This window comes from Parabacteroides sp. AF17-28, assembly GCF_003479205.1.
Lineage (GTDB): Bacteria > Bacteroidota > Bacteroidia > Bacteroidales > Tannerellaceae > Parabacteroides > Parabacteroides acidifaciens.
The window spans coordinates 43,304-65,523 of record NZ_QUGV01000006.1; the positions used below are offsets into that span (position 1 = coordinate 43,304).

The following is a 22,220-nucleotide window of genomic DNA, read 5'->3' on the forward strand; positions in this document are numbered from 1 at the left end:
GATTTAGGTGAATAAATTAAATAATACATTAGAATAAAAACTGTCTGTGATAATTTAAGGATCCATAATTGAATGATTTAATGTTTAACATTGATTTTTATACTCTCATTTTTGTTCTCAATTTCAAGTGGAATTGCCCTTTTCAGTGAATTCAGTACGTCTTCAAGGTTATCTTTAAGATCCAGCTTTCCGCTGCAACTAAGATCGTTGTCCGTATTATCACAGTAAATCAGTGTACCGTAATAGCGGGATAGCTTTCGCAAAATCACATTGAGCGATTCGTGGTGGAACTGGTAATAACCATCTTTCCAGGCTACATAATCATTTATATCGACCGTTGAAATCTTTACTTTCTGCAACCGGCCGTCATAGTGGAACATTTGGTTGGGTGCTAACAGGCTTTTATTTTTATTGTCCGTGTTAACTTCCACTTTGCCTTCGACCAGGACGACTTGCATGTTGTTTTCATTTTTGTAGGCACTTACATTGAATTTAGTACCCAGGACTTTAATTTCCATTTGTTTCGTCTTTACGATAAAGGGCCTTTTGGCATCATGGCTGACTTCCAGGAATATCTCTCCTTCAACAAATATCTCTCTTTTCTCGTTGGCGAAAGCAACCGGGTAAACCACTTTCGTGTCTGAGTTAACCCATATCTTCGTCCCATCGGAAAATGTAACGGAGGAACGTTTCCCTACGGGTACTACTAATTGATTATATGCCGGTTGAGTACTTTCTTGTTTTTCCAATTCTACTTTCTTGGAATTGACATTTACTTGCCCTTCTTTTTTATATTCCAGTTGCGCCTCGTCTCCTTCGAGATCCATTTTCTCATTATTATCGAGGATTAACTGTACTTTTTGGGAAGCACTGTCCGGAATATTTATAGATTCGATAATTGCCAGATAGTCCGTGCCCTGTTTTTTCGGCTCAAAAGCCATATACCATCCGACAGCAAACAAAAGCGTGATGGTCGCAGCAATACTGAAAACTTCTCTTATGATCCGGGAACGTCTGTTTTTTCTTTCCGTCTCGATATTAGTCTGTTCAATCTGTTGCCACAATGTATTTTCTTCCGTGCTTGTCAAAGAAGGGATCTCCGTATCTTTTTCTAATGCGTTCAGTAAAAGACGGGCGATTTCGATCTCGGCAGCCAGTGGTTCGTTTTCCTCCATAAGATTTTGCCAAAAGAGGCGGCTCTCTTCTGTCGGATGTAGCTCTGACTGCAAAAAGTAATCGTCATTCAGGAGCTGGTCTGCTGAGTATTTTGTATAATCTGTATGCATCTGATGCGTGCTTGCTTTCTATAAGGACAAAGCATCCCTCTATTTATACTCACTTAAAATGATATTTTTTTTAATTAATGTGCGAGACAGGTCAGGATAAGCAGGAATATCTCTGGAGAACCATATTCTTCCCGGATTTTTTTCAGCGAACGCTGGATCAGGTTTTGTGCTGACTGGTAGTTCATATCCATCATGGTACAGATTTCTTCAAAACTAAGTTCTTGAATGTAGCGGTAATAAATGATTTCTTTTTGGCGGGGAGTCAGTATATTCAATATTTCCTGTATCTTTTTCTGCTGGTTTGCATATTGCTCGTTATCCAGATATTGTTCTTCGACGCTCAATCCTAATGCGAATGGAACTGCTTCGCTGTCATAAGGTGCATAGCGGTCTTCGCGGTATAACGCATTGACCAGGCTGTTCTTTATGGAAATGAGCAGATAGACCTTTATGTTTCTGGGAGTGGTCAGTTGTTCCCTGTTTTTGTATAACCCGGTAAATACGTCTTGGATGCAATCTTTGATCAGTTCAGTGTCGGATGTAAAGCGACGCCCGTACCGGAACAACATTTGTATGTGAGCTTTATATATCCAGCTATAGGCGTTGTTATCGCCCGCCAGAAATTGATCCCATTTTATTTTGCTCTCGTCTTCCCACATATTATTGTTGTCTCAGCGCAAATATAGCCTTTTTATCCTAAAATATATAGAATGAGTTTAAAAATACCTGGTATCCATCATTATATAGAATCTTATATCGTTGCATCAGGCGTTCTTTATCAAATTATCTGCCTCATTTGCCAAAATATTCCGTAGGACGGTCATGAGCCTTCCGAAGTGCCGTGAAGGAAGGAATAACCCGGCAGACAGAGCCATTTATGCGGAGTATCTTGTTTCTCAATATTTATCCGCTATTCATGTTACAGTCGTGAAACAAAAGAAATCCAACTGTAACACAGAAGGCAGACAGTTGTGACATGAAAAGAATACGGCTGTGACATGTAATAGAGGAGCGGGGAAAACAGTCAAAATGAAATTTTTTTTTCAATTCCAACTAGGGATACCGTTTTATGAACTGTTAGTATTATGTAAGCGTAACCGAAAAGTTATAAAATGAACCGGAAAGTATTATATAAATTCTTTGAAGGCACGGCTTCTTATGAAGAGGAAGTCGAGATCCGGCAATGGATGGAACATTCTCCGGAGAACAGGCGTGAGTTTCTGAGAGAGAGGAAGTTATTTGATTCGATGTTGCTTCTTGGCGATGAAAAGGCAATAGGAAAAGCGCAGCGGGTAAAATCGCGACATAATAGTTCTCTCAGAACTGAGATATTGAAAGTCGCAGCAGTTGTGGCTGTGACATTGGGACTTAATATCTTGTATCAATTTGTTTCGGATAAAAATCAGACAGTGCCGATGCAATCTATTTATGTTCCTTCCGGACAACGGGTAAATCTTACGTTATCAGATGGAACAAATGTTTGGCTAAATGCCCGTACGAGAATATTGTATCCGGCAGTATTTGATAAATCCATACGTCAGGTGACGGTAGACGGAGAAGCTTATTTTGATGTTGCAAAGGATAAGCAAAGGCCATTTATCGTAGAGACGAATAAATGTAAGATGGAAGTATTAGGAACTAAATTCAATGTAGAAGGATATTCCGATAAAGACGATTTTGAAGTAACCTTAATGGAAGGTAGTGTGAAAGTTGCGTCTAAACAGGGAGTTGGGAATACATTGATTTTAGCGCCGGACAGTAAGGCATGCCTTGAGAAGGACGGTCGGTTGACTGTAGTTCCGGTAGACGATTATAACCCGTATCGTTGGAAAGAAGGATTGATTTGTTTTAGAGCCGAATCATTCTCCTATATCATGAATGATTTGGAGAAATATTTCGGAGTTAGTATAATTATAGAGAATAAAGCAGTATTGAAGTATAATTTCACCGGGAAGTTCCGGCAGGCGGATGGTATTGATTACGCATTGAGAGTTCTACAGAAAGATATCAGTTTTCGATATGAGCGAGATGACGAAAATCAAGTCATTTATATCAGATAAACACAAATAAGTAATTATAAGAACAAAATAAAAAACACAATATTAGTATTAACCTTGTAAATTCAGGAGACATGAAAACAGACAATAGCTAACAAAAAAATGCCGGCAAGCGCTGGGGGGCATTTACCGGCATTCAAATCAACACAATTTTTTTAAATTTATTGTATTAACTTCAAATCAGTTACAAAGGTATGAAAAAAAACTTTTTGTCGGGTGGATATTATCCGAAAACCCCGTCAGGTAAAAAAATCTTGAGAACTATGCGAATCTCCACATTCCTTTTGGGAGCCTGCGTATTCTGCTCGTATGCCGAAAATTCACATTCGCAGAACGCCCGGGTTAGTATCAACAAAAACAACACTCAGTTGGAAGAAATTCTGAATGAGATTGAAAGTCAGACAGATTATTTGTTTATTTACAATAATCAGGTCAATGTTAACCGCAAGGTTTCGGTTAAGGCAAAAACGAAACCTGTATCCGAAGTATTGGATAACTTGTTAAAAAATGCAGGTATTGAATATGAAATGGAAGGCACTCACATTGTATTGTCTGCAAAAGGTGCGAATGTCGTAGCTGCTGTAAAACAACAAACACAAACAGTGACAGGCCGGATTGTCGATAATATGGGTGAGCCTATTATCGGAGCAAATGTTGTTGTAAAAGGTACTACGAACGGAACTGTTACCGATATTGACGGTAATTTCTCTATTGAAGCCGATCCTAAATCTGTTTTGAATATTTCTTATATCGGTTACCTGTCAAAGGAAATAGTGGTTGGAAACCAGAAAGTAATCAATGTCGTACTATTGGAAGATACGAAGGCCTTGGACGAAGTAGTCGTTATTGGTTACGGTACGCAGAAGAAAGCGGATTTGACCGGTTCGGTTGCGAATGTCAGTACGGAAAAGCTGAATACACAGAGTAACACGACTATCGGCCAGGCTTTGCAAGGAAAGATTGCCGGTGTCGATATCGTTTCGCAGGGAGGTGCGCCGGGCGGAAGTACCCGTGTCATGGTTCGTGGTATCGGTACGTTGAACAATTCATCTCCTTTGTATATCGTGGATGGTATGTATATGAGCGGAATCGACCATATCAATCCGAACGATATTGCCAGCATCGACGTGTTGAAGGATGCTTCTTCGGCAGCTATCTACGGTTCACGTGCAGCCAATGGTGTTGTGATCGTCACGACAAAAGAGGGTAGCAATACGGAAGGGAAACCTATTATCGACCTGTCGGCCAATGTCGGTGTCAGCTCTCCGAGTAAATATCTGGACTTGTTGGATGCTGCCGGATGGGCGGAAGTGACGACGGTTTCCAGAAAGGCAGCCGGGATGAATCCGCTTGATATGGCAATGGATCTGGCTTCCAAGCCGGATAATGACTGGCAAAGCCTGATGTTCAGCCCGGCTTTGATGCAGAACTATAACCTGTCTGTAAAAGGGGGTGGTAAATATTCTACCTATTATAATAGTGTGGGGTATACGAACCAGGACGGTGTGATGAAAGGAACGAACTATCAGCGTTATACGTTGCAGAGTAAACAGGATTTCAAGAAGGGTATTTTCCAGGCAGGGACGAATATCGTTCTGACTTATAGCCAGGATAAACCTCTGCTTTCTGAGATTCGTGGAGGATATGTAGGCCATACGATACAGGCTATTCCAACGTTGGAACAGTATGACGCAAACCAGACTGGTGGCTATGGCGCTTTGTATGGTGATGTTGTAAACCTGTATAACCCGCTGGGTATGGTGGATGACAATTTGATGAACCGTTACAGTGATAATGTGAAGATATTTGCAAATGCTTATGTCTCTGTGGAGTTCATGAAAGGACTGAAATATAAATTGAATCTGACTCCGGACTTCCAGTTCTACCGTTACAATAGCTATTTAGGATTGTATGATTACGGATTGAATAAGAATGATATCACGCAGGTAACAGAACAACAGACCCGGACACGTAATGTCTTGGTTGAAAACTTGCTGACTTTCGACCGTACTTTCGGTGATCATAAGATTTCCGTACTTGCCGGTTATACCTATCAGGATTCCCGCTATCGCTATATGCAGGGATCAGGTCAAGGAATGCCAACTGGTATTAAGGAGATAGATGCCGCTGCACAGGGACTGGCCGTAAGTGGTAATTCCAGCCGTAGTGTGTTGACATCTATTTTGGGACGTGCTTTCTATTCTTACAAGAACCGTTATTTATTGACTGCGACTATCCGTCGTGACGGTTCTTCCAAGTTCGGTTCTAACAACCGTTATGGCAATTTTCCATCAGTGTCTGTTGGTTGGAATATCGCAGAAGAAGATTTTGTGAAGAATAATACTTCATGGCTTGATCAGCTTAAGTTGAGAGGAGGCTATGGTGTGCTGGGTAATCAAGAGATCGACAATTACCAGTATGTATCAGTTGTGACCACCGGTATTAATTATCCGGACGGAAAGAGCGGATTGATACAGGGAGCTTTCCCGAAAACATTTGCCAATCCGGATATCAAATGGGAGGAAACTGCCATGACGAATATCGGTATCGATTTCATGGCATTGCGAAACCGTTTGACATTGACTGCGGACTGGTATGTGAAGAATACGAAAGACATTTTGCTGAATGTGCCTATTCCGATCTCGTCCGGTGGTGCGAATGATCCGATCAAGAATGCAGGTAAGATACGCAATCAGGGCTTTGAGTTTAATTTAGGATGGAATGAATCTCTAAATAAAGATTTGTCCTATGGTGTCAGTTTTTTAGGAACATATAACAAGAATGAAGTTGTTGAAATGGGAGCTGAATCGCAATCTATTATCGGTGGAACGATTCATGGTGGAACGTATACCAGTAAGACATTGGCCGGTTATCCTATCGGTGGTTTCTGGTTGATCCCGACTGATGGATATTTTAACAGCGCAGAAGAAGTACAGGCATACCAGAAAGACGGTGTCCTGATTCAGCCAAGTGCGGCGCCGGGTGATATTCGTTTTAAGGATACGAACAACGACGGAACAATTGATGATGACGATCGTGTATATTGCGGTAGCCCATTTCCGAAATTCACCTATTCAATCAATGGTAATGTCACTTATAAGAATGTAGACTTCTCTATTGGATTCCAGGGGGTCTCTGGAAATAAGATTTATAATGCGACACGATTGGAATTGACAGATGTAACCCGTGGAACCAATTATCTGGCAAGCACATTAGATTACTGGACACCGGAAAATCATAATGCATCCCAGCCGCGCCTGATCTGGACTGATCCCAACCGGAATGCCCGTTCGGAATCCGACCGTTATCTGGAAAGCGGATCTTATTTCCGTCTGAGAAACTTGCAGGTAGGTTACACATTGCCTAATGTATGGTTCCATGGACTGATACAGAAAGCCCGTGTTTATTTCAATGCGGAGAACCTCTTTACGATTTCGTCTTATTCGGGATATACTCCGGATGTAAACTCTTCGGATGTTTATTCCCGTGGTTTCGATGAATTTATATATCCTTCTAACCGTACATTTATGGTGGGCCTGAACGTAACATTTTAAATAAAGTAATTATATGAAACGAATATATCTATATTTTATATCTTGTGCAGCAGCTGTTATCGGCTTGTGTACATCATGTGACGCCCAGTTGGAACAGATCAATCCGAATAAGGCGACAGAAGATACTTTCTGGCAGAATGAAGCTGATTTCGAACTGGCTTTAACATCCTGCTACACCCCTTTGAAGAATGCCTTGAACGGCGGATATTATGGAACCCGTGGTGTAATGATGCGTATCGCACGTGCCGACGAAGTTGAATTCCGAAATGATATCAGTGATGTTTTTCAGGCCTGTTATTTTACCAATACGAATGGTAATACTTTGTCTCAGGGTATGTTCTACCAATTCTATAATGCGTTGTACAGAACGAATTCGATTATGCAGAAACTGGATGAAAAGAGTGCGGAGTTCTCTGCGGATTTTGTAAACAAAGTCAAGGCTGAATGTTTGTTTATTCGTGGATTTTACCTGTTTCAGTTAGGCAAAGAGTTTAAAGATGCTCCTTTGCGCCTGACAGCATCGCAGTCTCCGTCCACTTTCCCGTTGGCAAAATCGACACAGGCTGAAATTTGGGCACAGGCAGAGCAGGATTTGACTACGGCTGCATCTCTACTGCCGGTTGAGAATAGTGTTATCGGGAAACCGACTAAAGGCGCAGCTTTTGCTGTTCTGGGCAAACTGTATGTATATGAAGAAGAGTTTGATAAAGCAATCGATGCCTTGGAGCCTTTGACACAAGCTCCTTATACCTATCGTTTGGTCGAAGACTTTTCCTGGAACTTTGATGAAGCGCACGAGAATAACGCTGAAAGTATTTTTGAGTTGTTGATGGAACCGGTCGGAGGTACCGATATCTGGGGAGATGGAGAGAATATCAATTCGACCCAGACGAATACGCGTCCGAAGGAATATGCAGCACCGGAAGCCAGTGGTTGGTATGAAGCAAATCCTACTCAGCAGATGATGAATATCTTCTTGCAGGAAAAAGACAAGGACGGTAATTCCGACTATCGCGCCCGTTCATCCGTAGCCTGGGATTATGATGGCTGTATGTATTATATGCAACCGTTCCGCGAGATATTTAAAACAGAGGATCGATGGAGCACATATTGGATACTGAAATATCAGAATTCAAGTACGGCAACATCGGAAGCTGATCCTCCTATGTCTGTTATTAATGAACGCGCCGTGCGCTATGCCGACGTTCTTCTGCTGCTTTCCGAATCTTATCTGCGCAGTTCCGGCAGACAGGATTTGGCAAAGGCTGTCGGTTATCTGAATCAGATTCGCGAGCGTGCCAACCTGAATCCGTATAGTGGGGCGCAGACCTCGGAAGCTATTTTCAGCGATCTGGAACACCAGCGCGCAATCGAATTCTTTGTGGAAGGAGAACGTTTTTACGACTTGCGTCGTTGGGGATTGCTGGAAGAACGTATGCAGACTTGTAATGAGGCTCGCTACAACCAGTTAAAAAACGGAAAAGTCGGAAATACAAACCGTTATTACTATTATCCGATACCTTCGAAGGAAATAGAAACAAATCCGTTGTGTACACCGAATGAAGGTTGGTAATTAAAGGCTTTTTTTAATAGGTATTATTCTATATGGGCCGGCTGTAATGGTGTAAGACGTGTTATAGCCGGCCCTTTTCTTCCTTTATTTTTAGGTCTTCCCTTTCGGACCATGTATCTTTGGCCAACGGTAACGAGGTTGCTTTCCTTGTGTTAGAGAGAGCGTCTTCCCACCCTTGGAGAGGTGTTGTGTTTAAAGAAAATATTAAAACGATTAATATAAAGTAATATGAGAAAATTAGAAATGTATTTGATATTCTGGTTGATGGCTTTGCCTTTATGGGCAGCCCATCAGCCCGAGTTCTCGACGGCCGGTTTCTTCCGATTGGAAGACAGTGGGCGGGAAGTTTATTCCATGAATCCGGCATGGTGTTTCCATAAAGGTGCAGCGGACGGAGCAAATGCGAAAGAGTTTAATGATAAGGACTGGACAGTCGTTTCCCTGCCGAACGGTATTGAATACCTGCCGACGGAGGCAAGCGGTTGTATCAATTATCAGGGTGAAGTCTGGTATCGTAAGCATTTTACACCCGACGCATCGTTGAAGGGCAAGAAACTTTTCCTGCATTTCGAGGCTATCATGGGAAAAAGTAAAGTATTCGTGAATGGAAAACTGCTAACGGAGCACTTTGGTGGCTATCTGCCTGTTGTACTGGATGTGACGGATGCGCTGGACTGGAATGGCGATAACGTCATTGCCGTCTGGGCCGATAACAGTGACGATCCTTCCTATCCTCCCGGAAAGGCGCAGGATGTGCTGGACTATACCTACTTTGGCGGCATCTACCGGGATTGCTGGTTGATCGCCCATAACAACGTGTTCATTACCGACCCCAATTATGAGAATGAGATAGCCGGAGGCGGCTTGTTCGTCTCTTTCGGGAAAGTTTCGGATGCTTTGGCGGAGGTGCAGTTGAAGATACAGGTGCGTAATGCGACAAAGAAATCTTTCACCGGTGTGGTGGAATACACCTTGTTACAGCCGGATGGCACGCAAGTTGCATATCTGAATGATAAGATTCAGGTGAAGGGCGGTAAGGCAATCACTTCTTCCGATAAATTACTGGTGAAGCAGCCGATGCTCTGGACACCTTCGACGCCGACACTGTATAACCTTTTGGTACGAATCTTGGATAAAGACGGGAATGTGGTAGACGGCTACCGCCGCCGTGTCGGAATCCGTAGCATCGAGTTTAAGGGGAAAGATGGCTTCTGGCTGAACGGGAAGCCCTATGGAAAGCCATTGATCGGAGCGAATCGTCATCAAGACTTTGCTGTAGTCGGCAATGCTGTCGCCAACAGTATCCATTGGCGGGATGCCAAGAAACTAAAGGCGGCTGGAATGGAGATAATCCGTAACGCCCACTGTCCGCAAGACCCGGCATTCATGGATGCCTGCGACGAGTTAGGGTTGTTTGTCATCGTCAATACGCCCGGCTGGCAATTCTGGAACGATGCGCCTGAATTTGCCGAGCGTGTATATGGCGATATCCGCAATGTCGTACGCCGCGACCGCAACCATCCTTGTGTCTGGCTGTGGGAACCGATCCTGAACGAAACCTGGTATCCGGCGGACTTTGCCAAGAACACCCGCGATATAGTGGATGCCGAATATCCTTATCCATATTGTTATAGTGGGAGTGACAGCGAAGCGCGCGGACACGAGAACTTCCCGGTCTATTTTGCCCATCCCGCCAATATGCAGGATGCTTCGAAAGAGATCGATCCGACAAAGACCTATTTTACCCGTGAATGGGGAGATAACGTGGACGACTGGAGTTCGCACAATTCCCCCAGCCGTGTAGCCCGCAACTGGGGCGAACAGCCGATGCGCGTACAAGCCGAACATTATGCCTCGCCTTCCTATCCGGTGACCAGCTACGACGTCTTGTATCAACAGCAGCCGCAGCATGTCGGTGGCTGTCTTTGGCATTCGTTCGATCATCAGCGCGGCTACCATCCCGATCCGTTCTACGGAGGTTTGATGGATGTCTTCCACCAGCCGAAGTATTCCTACTATATGTTTATGGCGCAACGTCCGGCAGTGAAGAACGATCAGCTTGCCGGAAGCGGTCCGATGGTCTATATCGCACACGAGATGACGCCGTTCTCCGGTAAGGATGTGACGGTTTATTCGAACTGTGATGAGGTGCGGCTTACGTTCAATAAAGATGGAAAGACCTATACTTATAAGAAAGACAAAAAACGTTCGGGAATGCCGTCTCCGGTCATTACTTTCCCCGGCGTTTATGACTTCATGGTAGACAAGGCTCTCTCCAGAGAGAGAAAGCAAGATGACGTCTATCTGCTTGCTGAAGGTCTGATCGACGGCAAGGTCGTGGCTACGCATAAGGTCGTTCCTGCCCGTCGCCCGGAAAAAATCCTGTTATGGGTAGATAACGAAGGGACAGACCTGAAAGCCGATGGCTCCGACTTCGTAACGGTAGTGGCCGCTGTTGCGGATAAGCAGGGAAATATCAAACGTTTGAACAATTATAATATCCGTTTCTCCATCGAAGGGGAAGGGCGTATCTTAGGTGGTCCGGATGTCTTGGCTAATCCCGCTCCTGTCAAATGGGGAACAGCCCCTATTCTGGTTCAGTCTACCTTGAAGCCCGGTAAGATACGGATCACTGCCAGTGTCTTGTTCGAAGGTTCGCAGATGCCGGTAAGCGGCGAACTGGTGCTCGAATCGAAACCGGCCGCATTCCCGCTGGTCTATAACACCGAAGACGCATCCCGCATCACGCTGAGCAGTGTCTCCGCTGGGCAATCGGCCACATCGAAAACCGATGCCGAACGAGAAGTGGAACGCCTGCGCAAGGAATTGAATACCTTAAAGTTGAAAGAGGTGGAGCGGCAACAGTCGGATTTTGGAGAATAAGAAATAATGACGTAAATATGAATATCCGACAGCTCGGTTATATTCGTGAAACATAGCACGCAGAGGACGCATCCTTTTTTATTCTGTCATCTGTGTGCTGTGTATTGAAAAATGTTACCTTTGTGAAAATTGATATTTGTATGAGGTATCTTTTGATTATATGGATGATGGCATTTTTGTGTGGCTGTGCCGGTAAGAGTACGGATAACGAAGTCTTGCAAATCGACCTCAATGCGGAACATTCATCCATTCGATTAAATTTAAAGGATATTGCAGATGTTACATATATAAAACTTGCAAGCAATACCGATTTATTAGTTAGATCAAGAGCTTTGGTTTGTAATGAAAATTATATACTGACCAAAGGGGGTGCAACCGGTGAGATTCTGATGTTTGATAGGGAAGGACAGCCGGTCCGTAAGTTTTCTCATTATGGGAATGGCCCTCACGAATATAATTATATCACCAATTTGCGTATGGATGAAAAGAGAGGGGAGATTTATGTCCATGATGTTTTTTCCCGGAAGATCGTTGTTTATGATCTGAATGGCGAATATATCAGGGAATTTGCTCCTGGGGATGCGCGTTTCATTTACAATTTTAATGATGATGCTTTTCTCGTTTACAATACGGAAACGAATCGGGTAAACTCTGATCTGAAACCTTATTTCTCGATTCTGGCTAAGAATGACGGGGAAATCCAGAAGAAAATAGAAGTTCCTTTTTCTTCTGGTAAGAAATATGATTTGACGGTGACTAAAGAAGGTGATGGCGGTCGTTTTTCATATACAGCCATGCATCTTCCTGTTGTAAGAAATTCGGAAGGTTATATTTTGAACGAACTTTCGTCGGATACCATCTATCAGTATTCATACGATGGGGTTTTGACTCCGGTTATATTGAGAACACCTGCAATTAGCTCCATGAGTGCCCCTGTTTTTTTACAGTATGGAATTGAAACAAGTAAATATGTGTTCTTGACTCGGATTTCTGTAGATGAAAGCAATGAACGGGATATGTTTCCTGAAACCAACTGGGTTTACAACAAAGAAAATGGAGATATAAATGAGTATGAGATAAGGAATGATGATTATCCGGATGCAAAAATAGTTTTGAGCTCTCATCTTGTGAATTGTGATATGCAATCCGGTTATGGCATATCCCGGTTTAATGCCGATGAATTATTAGAGGCTTATCAGGAAGGGAAATTGTATGGAGAATTAAAAGATTTGGCATCCTCTTTAAAAGACGAAGATAATGATGTCCTGATATTGTATAAATTCAAATAACGGCGTAATGAAACAAGGATTATTTGCATTAGGGCTGTCAATCGCCCTGTCGCTAATGGCAGGTTGCCAGCCACAGAAAAACGGGTGGAAGTTGGTATGGGAGGAGAACTTCGACCAGACGGAGCATTTTGATGAGGCTTCGTGGAGTAAGATTCCACGCGGGACATCGGATTGGAATAACTATATGTCCGACTTCGATTCTTGTTATGGGATGCGCGACGGTAACCTGGTCTTGCGCGGATTAGTTAATTACAGTTTGCCGGCGGATACGGCTCCTTTTATCACTGGTGGTATTTATTCAAGAGGAAAAGTCGGCTTTTCCGACGGGCGTCTGGATATCCGTGCAAAGCTCTACGGGGCAACCGGAGCCTGGCCGGCGTTCTGGCTATTGCCGGAAAACGAAGGCTGGCCGGAAGGCGGGGAGATCGATATTATGGAGCGTTTGAATAATGATACCATCGCTTATCAGACCGTTCATTCTGCCTATACGCATATATTGGGTATAAAGGATAATCCGAAGCAGGGTGGGATCGGGCCGATAAACCGTGACGATTATAATGTCTACAGTGTAGAGATGTATCGCGACAGCCTTGTTTTCTTTATCAATGACACCCGGACTTTTGCTTATCCCCGTATCGAGACAGACAAAGAAGGGCAGTTCCCGTTTACCGATAAGAAGTTCTATCTGCTGCTTGATATGCAGTTGGGTGGGAGCTGGGTTGGCGCAGTCGAACCTGCTGATCTGCCTGTCGAGATGGAGATCGATTGGGTGCGTTTCTACCAGAAAGAGAAGTAGATATAAGTATTTATCAGATATTAAAAAAGCTTTTCGTTTCTTACGGGAGGCTTTTTTATGTGCTGCAATTGATCGTTTACCTGATAAACATAGTATCTTTGACGCTTGTTATTAAGTTAAATAGATACAGTTATGTTAGATATACAGTCTATCCGGAAGGATTTCCCTATCCTGGATCATAAGATATACGATAAGCCGCTTATTTATTTCGACAACGGTGCGACGACTCAGAAGCCCCGTTGTGTGGTGGAGAAGATAGAGAGCGGCTACTATAATGTGAATGCTAATATCCATCGCGGTGTCCATTTCCTGAGCCAGGCGGCTACGGAAGCACATGAAGATGCACGTCGGACTGTGCAGCAGTTCCTGAATGCCCGTTCTTCCAACGAGATCATCTTTACGCGTGGGACGACAGAGGCGATCAATCTGATTGCTTCCAGTTTTACCGACGAATGTATGTCGGCAGGCGACGAGGTAATCGTTTCCGTGATGGAGCACCATTCCAATATCGTCCCCTGGCAGATACAGGCGGCCCGCAAAGGTATCGCGCTAAAAGTGATTCCGATGAATGAGAAAGGCGAACTCTGTATGGATACGTTCCGCAGCCTGTTTTCGGAAAGGACGAAGTTGGTTTCCGTTACGCATGTTTCCAATGTGCTCGGTACGGTCAATCCGGTAAAGGAGATTATAGAAGAAGCGCACAACCATGAAGTGCCGGTGTTGATCGACGGTGCACAGGCCGTTCCCCATCTGAAGGTGGACGTGCAGGACCTGGATGCCGAGTTCTATGTCTTTTCCGGTCATAAGATATACGGTCCGACTGGTATCGGTGTTTTGTATGGTAAGGAAGAATGGTTGGACAAATTGCCGCCGTATCAGGGAGGAGGAGAGATGATTGCTTCTGTCTCTTTCGAGAAGACGACTTTCAACGAACTGCCTTTCAAGTTTGAAGCCGGAACGCCGGACTATATCGGTAGCACGGCGTTGGCAGAAGCCTTGCGTTATGTAGGCCGTTTGGGAATGGATAATATAGCAGCGTATGAAGATGAACTGCTCCGTTATGCAACCGAAAAATTGAATGCAATCGACGGTATGCGTATCTTCGGACAGGCAGCCTATAAAGGGGCGGTTCTCTCTTTCCTGGTCGGCAATATCCATCATTATGATATGGGTATGTTGTTGGACCGTCTGGGCATTGCAGTCCGTACGGGACACCATTGTGCCCAGCCGCTGATGCAGGATTTAGGGATCGAGGGGACTGTTCGCGCCTCTTTCTCGTTCTATAATACAAAAGAAGAGATTGACGTTTTTGCCGCCGGTATTGAACGGGTACGGAAAATGTTTTAATAGAGGGAATCGTTTTTATGGTGTTGTATTATCTGAAGAAATATCCGGTTTCGCTCACGATCGTTGCAGTTGTGATCTATCTCTCTTTCTTTAAGCCGCCTTCGCTGGAGGTTAGTAAGGTGGTGGGGATAGACAAAATCGCACATATCTGTATGTATGCAGGCTTGTCCAGTGTGTTGTGGCTCGAGTTCCTGCGCAATCACCGTAAATACGACGATGTGTTGTGGCATGCCTGGATCGGGGCAGTCTTATGTCCGATCCTGATGAGCGGCGTAATCGAACTCTTGCAGGAATATTGCACAACATACCGAGGGGGCGACTGGTTTGACTTCCTTGCCAACATCAGCGGTGTCACGCTCGCCACACTGTTTTCCTACTTCGTCCTGCGTCCCTGGATGATGAAAAGAAAGATTGAAAAAATAAATTAACCATGTTACTACCCTACTTAGAAGCAAATCGTATAGAAGCCGGATGTGATGAGGCCGGTCGTGGATGTCTGGCGGGTTCGGTGTTTGCAGCAGCAGTGATCCTTCCTCCTGATTTTCATAATGAAGAGCTGAATGACAGCAAGCAGTTGAGTGAGAAGAAACGTTATGCACTCCGTCCTGTTATTGAGCAGGAGGCGATTGCTTGGGCTGTCGGTATTGTTACCCCCGAAGAGATTGACAAGATCAATATACTGAAAGCCTCTTTTCTGGCTATGCACCGGGCGATCGAACAACTGAAGGTCAAGCCTGAACACCTGCTGATCGACGGAAACCGCTTCACGCCCTATCCCGAGATCCAGCATACGACAGTTGTGAAAGGCGACGGCAAATACCTGAGTATCGCAGCCGCCTCTATCCTGGCAAAAACCTATCGTGACGATTATATGGACAGCCTCGACCTGGAATATCCCGCTTACCACTGGAAAGAGAATAAAGGCTATCCGACGAAAGCCCATCGCGAAGCCATTCGGGAATGCGGGATTACTCCGTATCACCGCAAGACATTCACCTTACTGCCGGAACAACTGACACTGCAATTCTGAAGGAGGAAGATGTTATTTCTTATATTTTATCAGCATAATCACCGGGTTCGATTCCTCGTTCAACCCGGCGGCTATCTCTTTCAGCTTGCCTTTCAATTTGCCTTTCTCGTATGCTTCCACAAGTTCGTATGCCTCTAATTTCTGCACAAGGGCGATTTCGTCGTTTCCGAATGTGACCTCCGAAACCATCATGCTGCCAGGCTCGTCGTTGATATAATCGGCATTGTGTACCACGTATTCGTATATCGCCTTTTCTTGTTTATCATACATCAGGTCAGTCCGTTTGTGCCCGGTCTTAGCAACCCAATCCCATTCCGCTCTTACAGTTTGCATGAAATAATAACGGTCGGTTACTACGGCCGGATACAGAAACACTCCTGGTTTCATTGATTCGATCGGGGGAGTCCGGGCAATAAGAGGAGTCATGCTGTAGTTCGTCCGAACCGTATATATTGTATCGGATGCGTCTTCCATAAGCATCCAGCTGTTGCCCTGAGGAACCAATGTCCGGTTACGGATTGCCATCACATAGCTGTAGTCTGGCGAAAACACCAACGACGTAACTCCCTTTTTATCAGGAATCGAGATTTCTTTGGTGATACTTCCGTCCTGTTTGGATATAACTAAAAACGCATTTGAGTTTTCTTCATCTATATTGTTCGCACAGCAAATCAGGTTATCCCGGTCGAAGTCATATATATCCATTCCATACCTGCCCCGCTGGTGATCGAAGTTCCGTTTGAATTTACCGGACAAGTCATACACAAAGATTTTTTTACTCCAGTGGTCATTGACGAAGATCTCATCGTTGTCTTCATCCAGGGTAATTCCCAAAAGGAACTGATATTCCTCGGCACCTTGTCCCAAGCGATTGATCTTTCTCACTCCCTTGCCGTTTCTGTCAAAGATAAAGATGTCTCCATCAGTATTGCGATTCCTGTTTCTGACAATGATGACTTTCTTGCCGATTGCATGTACCCAACCCATCGTGATAAAACCATCTTGTGTTTCGAGTGGAATATATTCCACATCCATAAAGTCCTGGAGAACCAGTTCTTTCTTCGGATAGTTTACTGTAACATCAACAGTGATCAGATCATCCGCCGCTTGTTTGTCATCAGTACATCCTGCTATAACAAACAGGGTGACGATTAAAAGATAGTTTACTCTTCTCATGACTTTATGGATTAATAAGTTACTCTTGTCTATATTTTATCAGCATGATTACGGCATTTGCTTCCTCGTCCAATCCGGCGGCAATTTCTTTCAACCGGCCTTTCAGTTGGCCTTTATCGTTGGCCTCGATCAGATCTGCCGCTTCTAAAGATTGGCAGGTTGCGATCTCTTGATTGACAATGCCATTGAAGTTCAGTCCTAATGAAACTTGCTGCTTATTCGAATAATCGGCATTGTATAAAGTATATTGGAACAGGGCATTTTCCTGTTTATCATATACCAAGTCGGTACTCGGGAATCCTTTAAACGTTTTGAAGTCCACTTCTTTCTTCATGGTTCGCATGAAATAATAGCGGTCGGTAATGACGGTGGGGAAGAGAAAGATTTTCGTTTCCATCGCGTGTATGGAAGGAGTCCGTGCGATCAAGGGCTTTATGTTACCATCCGGCAAATAGCGGTAGATGGTATCGGACGATGTGTTAACAAGTGACCAATCTGTATGGTTGGGGAATGTCAGATGGAATTCAGGTGCGATAACAAATTCATCTTTTGTCACGACCGGCGTTTCCATTTCTTTGGACGGGATCCGGATTTCACGGGCGATGCTGCCGTCTTGCTTGGAAATAAGGATATGACATGCCTGCTCGCTTTCTTTCGGTGTCCAATATTTCTTATAACTGATCAAATGGTCCTTGTCATAATTGAACAGATCGTCATAATGGCTGGTGTCTGCATATTTGAAACTTCTCTTAAAGTTCCCGGACAGGTCGTACACCAATATTTTCTTCGTTCCATAGTCTGCGACAAACATTTCCCCTTTATCTTCATCCAGGGCGATGTAGGTGGCGAATGAATACTCTTCGCCGCCTTGCCCCATGCGGTTAATTTTTTTCAAACCTTTGCCGGTCTTTCTATCAAAGACAAAAATATTCCCGTCGTTTTGGTTCGTTACCAATAAGATATCCTTACCGATAGCTTTCACAACCCCTTTAGTTACAAATTCATCCGTTGTTTCCAAAGGAACATATTCCACATCCATAATATCCTGTAGAACCAGTTCTTTTTCCGGATAATTAGCTGTAACGTCAACAGTGATCAGGTTGTCCGCCGCTTGCTTGTCACTGCTGCATCCCGCCATTGCGAACAGGGTGGCTATTAAAAGAATGTTTGCTTTCTTCATTATTTTCTTTATAGTTTATATTTGCTGATTCGTATGTTATTTCTTTTGCTTTATCAACATGATTACCGGATTGTCTTCTTCATCCAACCTTGAGGCGATTTCTTTCAATTTGCCATCTTTCAGTTGGCCTTTCTTGTAAATCTCGACAAGCTGGGATGCATTTAAGCTGGTGACGTTTTCGACGTCGCGATTAATAGGTTTCGCTGTCATGGCTACAGGTCTTTTTTCTGCATAATCACCATTGCATACAGTTACTTGATATATGGCTTTTTCTTCCTTGTCGTACATCAGTACATCCGCAAAGAATCCGTTACCCTTTTCGAAGTTAAATACATTTTTAACGGTTTCCATAAAGTAATAACGGTCGGTATAAATACCCATATAAAGAAAAACTTCAGGTGTCATGGCCTGTGCAGAAGGCGTTCTTACAATAAAGGGACTTAATGTTCCATCCGGTGCATAGTTATACAAAGTATCGGCTGATGTTTCAATAAGTGTACATTTGCCGTGGCTCAGGCGTATTTGGTAAGAATAATTCGCTACAAATCCATCCCCATTAGTCACAATCGGTGTGTTGATCGTTTTGAAAGGGATAAATATTTCCCGGGTGATACTTCCATCCTGTTTTGATATAATGACATGGTACGATTTGCTTCTATCTTTTCCTTTATTATGATAATCCGACATGTCGTAGCCAATCAAATTAGATTTGTCATAATCAAAAACAGATGACACTTCCCGATCAAGATTCAAACACCGTTTGAATTGTCCGTAAAGATCGTACACTAAGATTTTATTCCCCATCGATATTACGAATATTTCACTATTGCTTTCATCGAGAATCATCCCATTAATCCTTGTATATTCTTCCGCCCCTTGTCCTTGCCGGTTTATCTTCCTTAATCCTTTACCGGTTTTTCTGTCAAAAATAAAGATGTCCCCGTCATTATTTCTGTTTTTCACCAATAAGTATTCTTTTCCTACATCCTGTACTGCCCCTTGTGTAAGAAACTCGTCATTGGTTTCCAGCGGAATATATTCCACATCCATAAAATCTTGAAGAATCAGTTCTTTTTTAGGATAGCTTTTCGAAACGTCAATGGTAATCAGATCGTCTGCAGATTGCTTGCCACCGCTGCATCCCGCTAATGTGAGCAGGAGGGCGGTTAAAAGGATGTTTGCTCTTTTCATTATATTATCTTAGTTTATATTTTCTGTTCCGAATGTTATTTCTTTTGTTTTATCAACATGATTACCGGGTTTGATTCCTCGTTTAATGTTGCAGCTATATCTTTCAATTTCCCTTTCAGCCTTCCTTTCTTATAAGACTCAACAAGTTCGGACGCTTCTAAAGGACACCATAGCTCGTTTTCGCTATTAGCGATTCTGAAAGCATTCATATAGACTTCTTTTTTAACCGAATAATCACCGTTGTAAACATTATATTTGAAAAAGTCCTTTTCCTGTGTGTCGTACATCAGAAAAGTTCTTGGAAAGCCTTTCCCTTCACTGAAGTCCCATGCATTCTTTATGGTTTCCATGAAATAATAACGGTCGGAAATTAATCTGAAAATAAGAAACTCTTCAGGGTTCATGGTTTGAATAGAGGGACTCCTTACCAGAAATGGTCGCAAGTTCTGATCTGGCAAAAAGGTATATACGGTATCAGATGATAGTTCTGACAGAATCCAATTGTCATTGTGAGGTATTAATGTGGAATAAGCGCCTGGCGATACCCATCTCATACTGTTATTCTCTTTATCTTCTAAAGTTTGTGCTAACACTTTCTTCTCTTTATAAGGTATTTTTATTTCTTTGGTAATACTCCCGTCCTGTTTGGATATAAGGTTAAATCCTGTTTCTTTACTGTATTCACTTTTACAAATCAGCTGGCCTTTATCATAATTGGATATCTCAGTATAGAAAGAATTATCCGTGTTTTCAGCGTATGTAAAACTTCTTTTGAAATTCCCTTCTAAATCATAGACGAGCATTTTTCTTTCGTAATGGCTATTGATATACATTTCATTGTTATCTTCATCTAATACTATTCCTAAAATGAACGAATATTCTTCGCCGCTTTGTCCTTTATGATTAATCTTTCTTACTGCCTTGCCTGATCTGTCGTAGATGAAAATATCTCCGTCACTGTTCCGGTTTTTTATTACTATGTTTTTCTTGCCAATAGCTTGAACAAAACCTTGATTAATAAACTCGTCATTTGTTTCCAATGGAATATACTCCACGTCCATAAAATCCTGAAGAATAAGTTCCTTTTTATGAGAAGGGCTTTTCGTAATGTCAACGGTAATCAGGTCGCCTGCTGATTGCTTGCCGCCACTGCATCCCGCTAATGCGAACAGGAGAGCAAATAAAAGGATGCTTGTTTTCTTCATGGTATTATCAAATTGAATAGATTACGATGTTTTCGCAAATCTATCCAAATAAATAGGATACGAATACTTTGCAGCGGTTAAATATCATTAATGTACGGAAAAAGCAAACCCTTCACCCGCTCCTGCCACATATAAATCAATGTTTATGCAGGAAAAGGTGAAGGGTTGAACAGTTGGGATATCTAAATAATGTTTTTGTTTATGCCTGTTCCTTTGTCCGGAAAGCTAATGCGTACATGCGCATTTGTTTGACCATGGCTACCAAGCCGTTCGAGCGGGTGGGGCTGAGGTGTTCTTTGAGACCGATCTTTTCGATGAAATAGAGGTCGGCATCCAGTATTTCCTGCGGAGTATGGCCGGAAATAATGTTGATCAACAGGGAGACGATCCCTTTTACGATCACCGCATCACTCTCGCCTTTGAACAGGATTTTGCCGTCAACGTAATCTGCCTGCAACCAAACGCGGCTCTGGCAACCTTCTATCAGGTTGCTTTCGGTTTTGTACTTTTCTTCCAAAGGGGGAAGCGAGTTACCGAGGTCTATCAGTAACGCATACTTGTCCATCCAGTCGTCGAAGTCTGAAAACTCTTCGATTACCTGGTCCTGAAGTTCATTGATTGTCATCTTACTATCTAACTTTTAATTTTCAACTTTCACCTGTTATACACTACTTCGAGCACTGTCTGGCCGACAGCTTTCAGTACGTTTTTGTCTATATTGCCCATGTTGTCGTTCTGCGTATGCCAATGGTCGCGGAAACCTTTATCCGACTGCGGGTCATAATTGATAATGTCTAAACAAGGGATGCCGGTCTCTTCGATTACCGCTTCGTGATCGTCGGTTACGCCGCCACCGCTTGCATTGATAAAGTATTTGCCGTAACCGAGATTACGAGCGGCTTCCCATACTTCGTCCACATAGCGGGCGGCATAGCGCATGGAGATATATTCTTTATAGAACACTGCGTCTTTGGCCCCGACCATGTCGAGCAGGATGCCGAATTCGGCTTTGTAGTTCGGCTTATGCGGGTTCTTGCCCCAGAAACGGCTGCCGAGACACCAAGTGTCACTGGTATCGTTGTATTTTTCTTTTGCAAATTCGGGCGTTCCGTAGTCTTCCGCATCGAAAAAGATGATGTCCACGCCGATGTTCGGTGCTTTCATACTGAATTGGCGGGCGATTTCCAGCAGGACGCCTACACCGCTCGCCCCGTCGTCTGCTCCGTCGAGCGGCTTACGGTGGTTGGCCGGATCTGGATCATGATCCGAATAAGGACGTGTGTCCCAATGGGCAAAAAGGATCATGCGCTTATTGCTTTCCGGGTTATAGGCGCCGATAATGTTACGCGACTCCAACGGAGTCCCGTCGTAGGCGGTGAGTGTCATTTCCTGTTCGTAGACCTGTGCGCCGAAACGTTTCAGTTCGGATACTAAATAGTCGCCGCAAGCCTTGTGTGCCGGCGTGTTAGGGACCCGGTGGCCGAATGAAACCTGTTTATCCACATACGAATAAGCACTGTCGGCATCAAAAGAAGGTGCCGATGCCGCCGTCGTTTTCTTTACTTCTGTCGCGGGTTCCGTCGTCTCACTGGAACCTTTCTGACCGCATGCAAATAGGGCCATCGTGCATAATAATAAAATCAGTTTAGTCAT

Annotated in this window: 17 protein-coding genes; 9 read left to right on the forward strand and 8 right to left on the reverse strand. The window is 43.6% G+C overall.

The genetic code is table 11. The features are described 5' to 3' along the window. Positions 1 to 77: 77 nt before the first annotated feature. Together DWW90_RS05750 and DWW90_RS05755 are read right to left on the reverse strand one after the other, a co-directional pair. Positions 78 to 1,286, reverse strand: a complete 1,209-nt coding sequence (locus DWW90_RS05750) for a FecR family protein (protein WP_122344318.1) — start codon at positions 1,284 to 1,286, stop codon at positions 78 to 80. A 74-nt stretch (positions 1,287 to 1,360) separates the two neighbouring features. Continuing rightward, the gene (locus DWW90_RS05755) at positions 1,361 to 1,945 is read right to left on the reverse strand and encodes an RNA polymerase sigma factor (protein ID WP_122344319.1); all 585 of its coding nucleotides are present in this window, start codon (positions 1,943 to 1,945) and stop codon (positions 1,361 to 1,363) included. Positions 1,946 to 2,398: 453 nt separating this feature from the next. Between DWW90_RS05755 and DWW90_RS05760 the strand changes: the two genes are divergently transcribed. The 9 genes from DWW90_RS05760 (at position 2,399) to DWW90_RS05800 (ending at position 15,815) form a co-directional block, all read left to right on the forward strand. After that, positions 2,399 to 3,346, forward strand: a complete 948-nt coding sequence (locus DWW90_RS05760; protein ID WP_115499252.1) for a FecR family protein — start codon at positions 2,399 to 2,401, stop codon at positions 3,344 to 3,346. Positions 3,347 to 3,606: 260 nt separating this feature from the next. After that, complete coding sequence (locus DWW90_RS05765; RefSeq protein ID WP_122344394.1) at positions 3,607 to 6,897, forward strand: TonB-dependent receptor; 3,291 nt, start codon at positions 3,607 to 3,609, stop codon at positions 6,895 to 6,897. A gap of 13 nt (positions 6,898 to 6,910) precedes the next feature. Next, a complete protein-coding gene (locus DWW90_RS05770) occupies positions 6,911 to 8,470 on the forward strand; it encodes a RagB/SusD family nutrient uptake outer membrane protein (protein ID WP_122344320.1) in 1,560 nt (519 codons plus the stop codon). Positions 8,471 to 8,698: 228 nt separating this feature from the next. Next, positions 8,699 to 11,353, forward strand: coding sequence for a glycoside hydrolase family 2 TIM barrel-domain containing protein (locus DWW90_RS05775; protein WP_122344321.1), 2,655 nt, complete (start codon positions 8,699 to 8,701; stop codon positions 11,351 to 11,353). A gap of 122 nt (positions 11,354 to 11,475) precedes the next feature. Next, positions 11,476 to 12,642 carry a 6-bladed beta-propeller gene (locus DWW90_RS05780; protein ID WP_147382400.1) on the forward strand — a complete coding sequence of 389 codons (1,167 nt, stop codon included), beginning with the start codon at positions 11,476 to 11,478 and terminating at the stop codon, positions 12,640 to 12,642. 55 nt (positions 12,643 to 12,697) lie between these two features. After that, positions 12,698 to 13,438 carry a glycoside hydrolase family 16 protein gene (locus DWW90_RS05785; RefSeq protein ID WP_233547657.1) on the forward strand — a complete coding sequence of 247 codons (741 nt, stop codon included), beginning with the start codon at positions 12,698 to 12,700 and terminating at the stop codon, positions 13,436 to 13,438. Positions 13,439 to 13,570: 132 nt separating this feature from the next. Continuing rightward, entirely contained in the window at positions 13,571 to 14,785 is a 1,215-nt protein-coding gene (locus DWW90_RS05790) for an aminotransferase class V-fold PLP-dependent enzyme (RefSeq protein WP_122344324.1), read from the forward strand. A gap of 20 nt (positions 14,786 to 14,805) precedes the next feature. Next, complete coding sequence (locus tag DWW90_RS05795) at positions 14,806 to 15,213, forward strand: hypothetical protein (RefSeq protein WP_122344395.1); 408 nt, start codon at positions 14,806 to 14,808, stop codon at positions 15,211 to 15,213. Between the two features lie 2 nt (positions 15,214 to 15,215). Then, on the forward strand, positions 15,216 to 15,815 hold the full coding sequence (locus tag DWW90_RS05800; protein WP_115499243.1) for a ribonuclease HII: 600 nt from the start codon (positions 15,216 to 15,218) through the stop codon (positions 15,813 to 15,815). A gap of 12 nt (positions 15,816 to 15,827) precedes the next feature. Here DWW90_RS05800 and DWW90_RS05805 read toward each other — a convergent pair whose 3' ends face one another. The 6 genes from DWW90_RS05805 to DWW90_RS05830 form a co-directional block, all read right to left on the reverse strand. Continuing rightward, on the reverse strand, positions 15,828 to 16,991 hold the full coding sequence (locus DWW90_RS05805) for a 6-bladed beta-propeller (protein ID WP_122344325.1): 1,164 nt from the start codon (positions 16,989 to 16,991) through the stop codon (positions 15,828 to 15,830). Positions 16,992 to 17,010: 19 nt separating this feature from the next. Then, positions 17,011 to 18,171: a 6-bladed beta-propeller gene (locus DWW90_RS05810; RefSeq protein ID WP_122344326.1), complete on the reverse strand. Its 1,161-nt coding sequence runs from the start codon at positions 18,169 to 18,171 to the stop codon at positions 17,011 to 17,013. A gap of 36 nt (positions 18,172 to 18,207) precedes the next feature. Continuing rightward, positions 18,208 to 19,362: a 6-bladed beta-propeller gene (locus DWW90_RS05815; protein WP_122344327.1), complete on the reverse strand. Its 1,155-nt coding sequence runs from the start codon at positions 19,360 to 19,362 to the stop codon at positions 18,208 to 18,210. A 35-nt stretch (positions 19,363 to 19,397) separates the two neighbouring features. Continuing rightward, a complete protein-coding gene (locus DWW90_RS05820; protein WP_122344328.1) occupies positions 19,398 to 20,567 on the reverse strand; it encodes a 6-bladed beta-propeller in 1,170 nt (389 codons plus the stop codon). Between the two features lie 199 nt (positions 20,568 to 20,766). Then, a complete protein-coding gene (locus tag DWW90_RS05825) occupies positions 20,767 to 21,192 on the reverse strand; it encodes a SufE family protein (protein WP_122344329.1) in 426 nt (141 codons plus the stop codon). A gap of 29 nt (positions 21,193 to 21,221) precedes the next feature. After that, positions 21,222 to 22,220 carry a M28 family peptidase gene (locus DWW90_RS05830; RefSeq protein ID WP_122331633.1) on the reverse strand — a complete coding sequence of 333 codons (999 nt, stop codon included), beginning with the start codon at positions 22,218 to 22,220 and terminating at the stop codon, positions 21,222 to 21,224.

What these genes read in the sequence shown, in the direction of transcription:
- DWW90_RS05750 (WP_122344318.1), bottom strand. Translation starts at nt 1,286, where the DNA reads ATGCATACAGATTATACAAAATACTCAGCAGACCAGCTCCTGAATGAC.
- DWW90_RS05755 (WP_122344319.1), bottom strand. Translation starts at nt 1,945, where the DNA reads ATGTGGGAAGACGAGAGCAAAATAAAATGGGATCAATTTCTGGCGGGC.
- DWW90_RS05760 (WP_115499252.1), top strand. Translation starts at nt 2,399, where the DNA reads ATGAACCGGAAAGTATTATATAAATTCTTTGAAGGCACGGCTTCTTAT.
- DWW90_RS05765 (WP_122344394.1), top strand. Translation starts at nt 3,607, where the DNA reads ATGCGAATCTCCACATTCCTTTTGGGAGCCTGCGTATTCTGCTCGTAT.
- DWW90_RS05770 (WP_122344320.1), top strand. Translation starts at nt 6,911, where the DNA reads ATGAAACGAATATATCTATATTTTATATCTTGTGCAGCAGCTGTTATC.
- DWW90_RS05775 (WP_122344321.1), top strand. Translation starts at nt 8,699, where the DNA reads ATGAGAAAATTAGAAATGTATTTGATATTCTGGTTGATGGCTTTGCCT.
- DWW90_RS05785 (WP_233547657.1), top strand. Translation starts at nt 12,698, where the DNA reads ATGGCAGGTTGCCAGCCACAGAAAAACGGGTGGAAGTTGGTATGGGAG.
- DWW90_RS05790 (WP_122344324.1), top strand. Translation starts at nt 13,571, where the DNA reads ATGTTAGATATACAGTCTATCCGGAAGGATTTCCCTATCCTGGATCAT.
- DWW90_RS05800 (WP_115499243.1), top strand. Translation starts at nt 15,216, where the DNA reads ATGTTACTACCCTACTTAGAAGCAAATCGTATAGAAGCCGGATGTGAT.
- DWW90_RS05805 (WP_122344325.1), bottom strand. Translation starts at nt 16,991, where the DNA reads ATGAGAAGAGTAAACTATCTTTTAATCGTCACCCTGTTTGTTATAGCA.
- DWW90_RS05810 (WP_122344326.1), bottom strand. Translation starts at nt 18,171, where the DNA reads ATGAAGAAAGCAAACATTCTTTTAATAGCCACCCTGTTCGCAATGGCG.
- DWW90_RS05815 (WP_122344327.1), bottom strand. Translation starts at nt 19,362, where the DNA reads ATGAAAAGAGCAAACATCCTTTTAACCGCCCTCCTGCTCACATTAGCG.
- DWW90_RS05820 (WP_122344328.1), bottom strand. Translation starts at nt 20,567, where the DNA reads ATGAAGAAAACAAGCATCCTTTTATTTGCTCTCCTGTTCGCATTAGCG.
- DWW90_RS05825 (WP_122344329.1), bottom strand. Translation starts at nt 21,192, where the DNA reads ATGACAATCAATGAACTTCAGGACCAGGTAATCGAAGAGTTTTCAGAC.
- DWW90_RS05830 (WP_122331633.1), bottom strand. Translation starts at nt 22,220, where the DNA reads ATGACTAAACTGATTTTATTATTATGCACGATGGCCCTATTTGCATGC.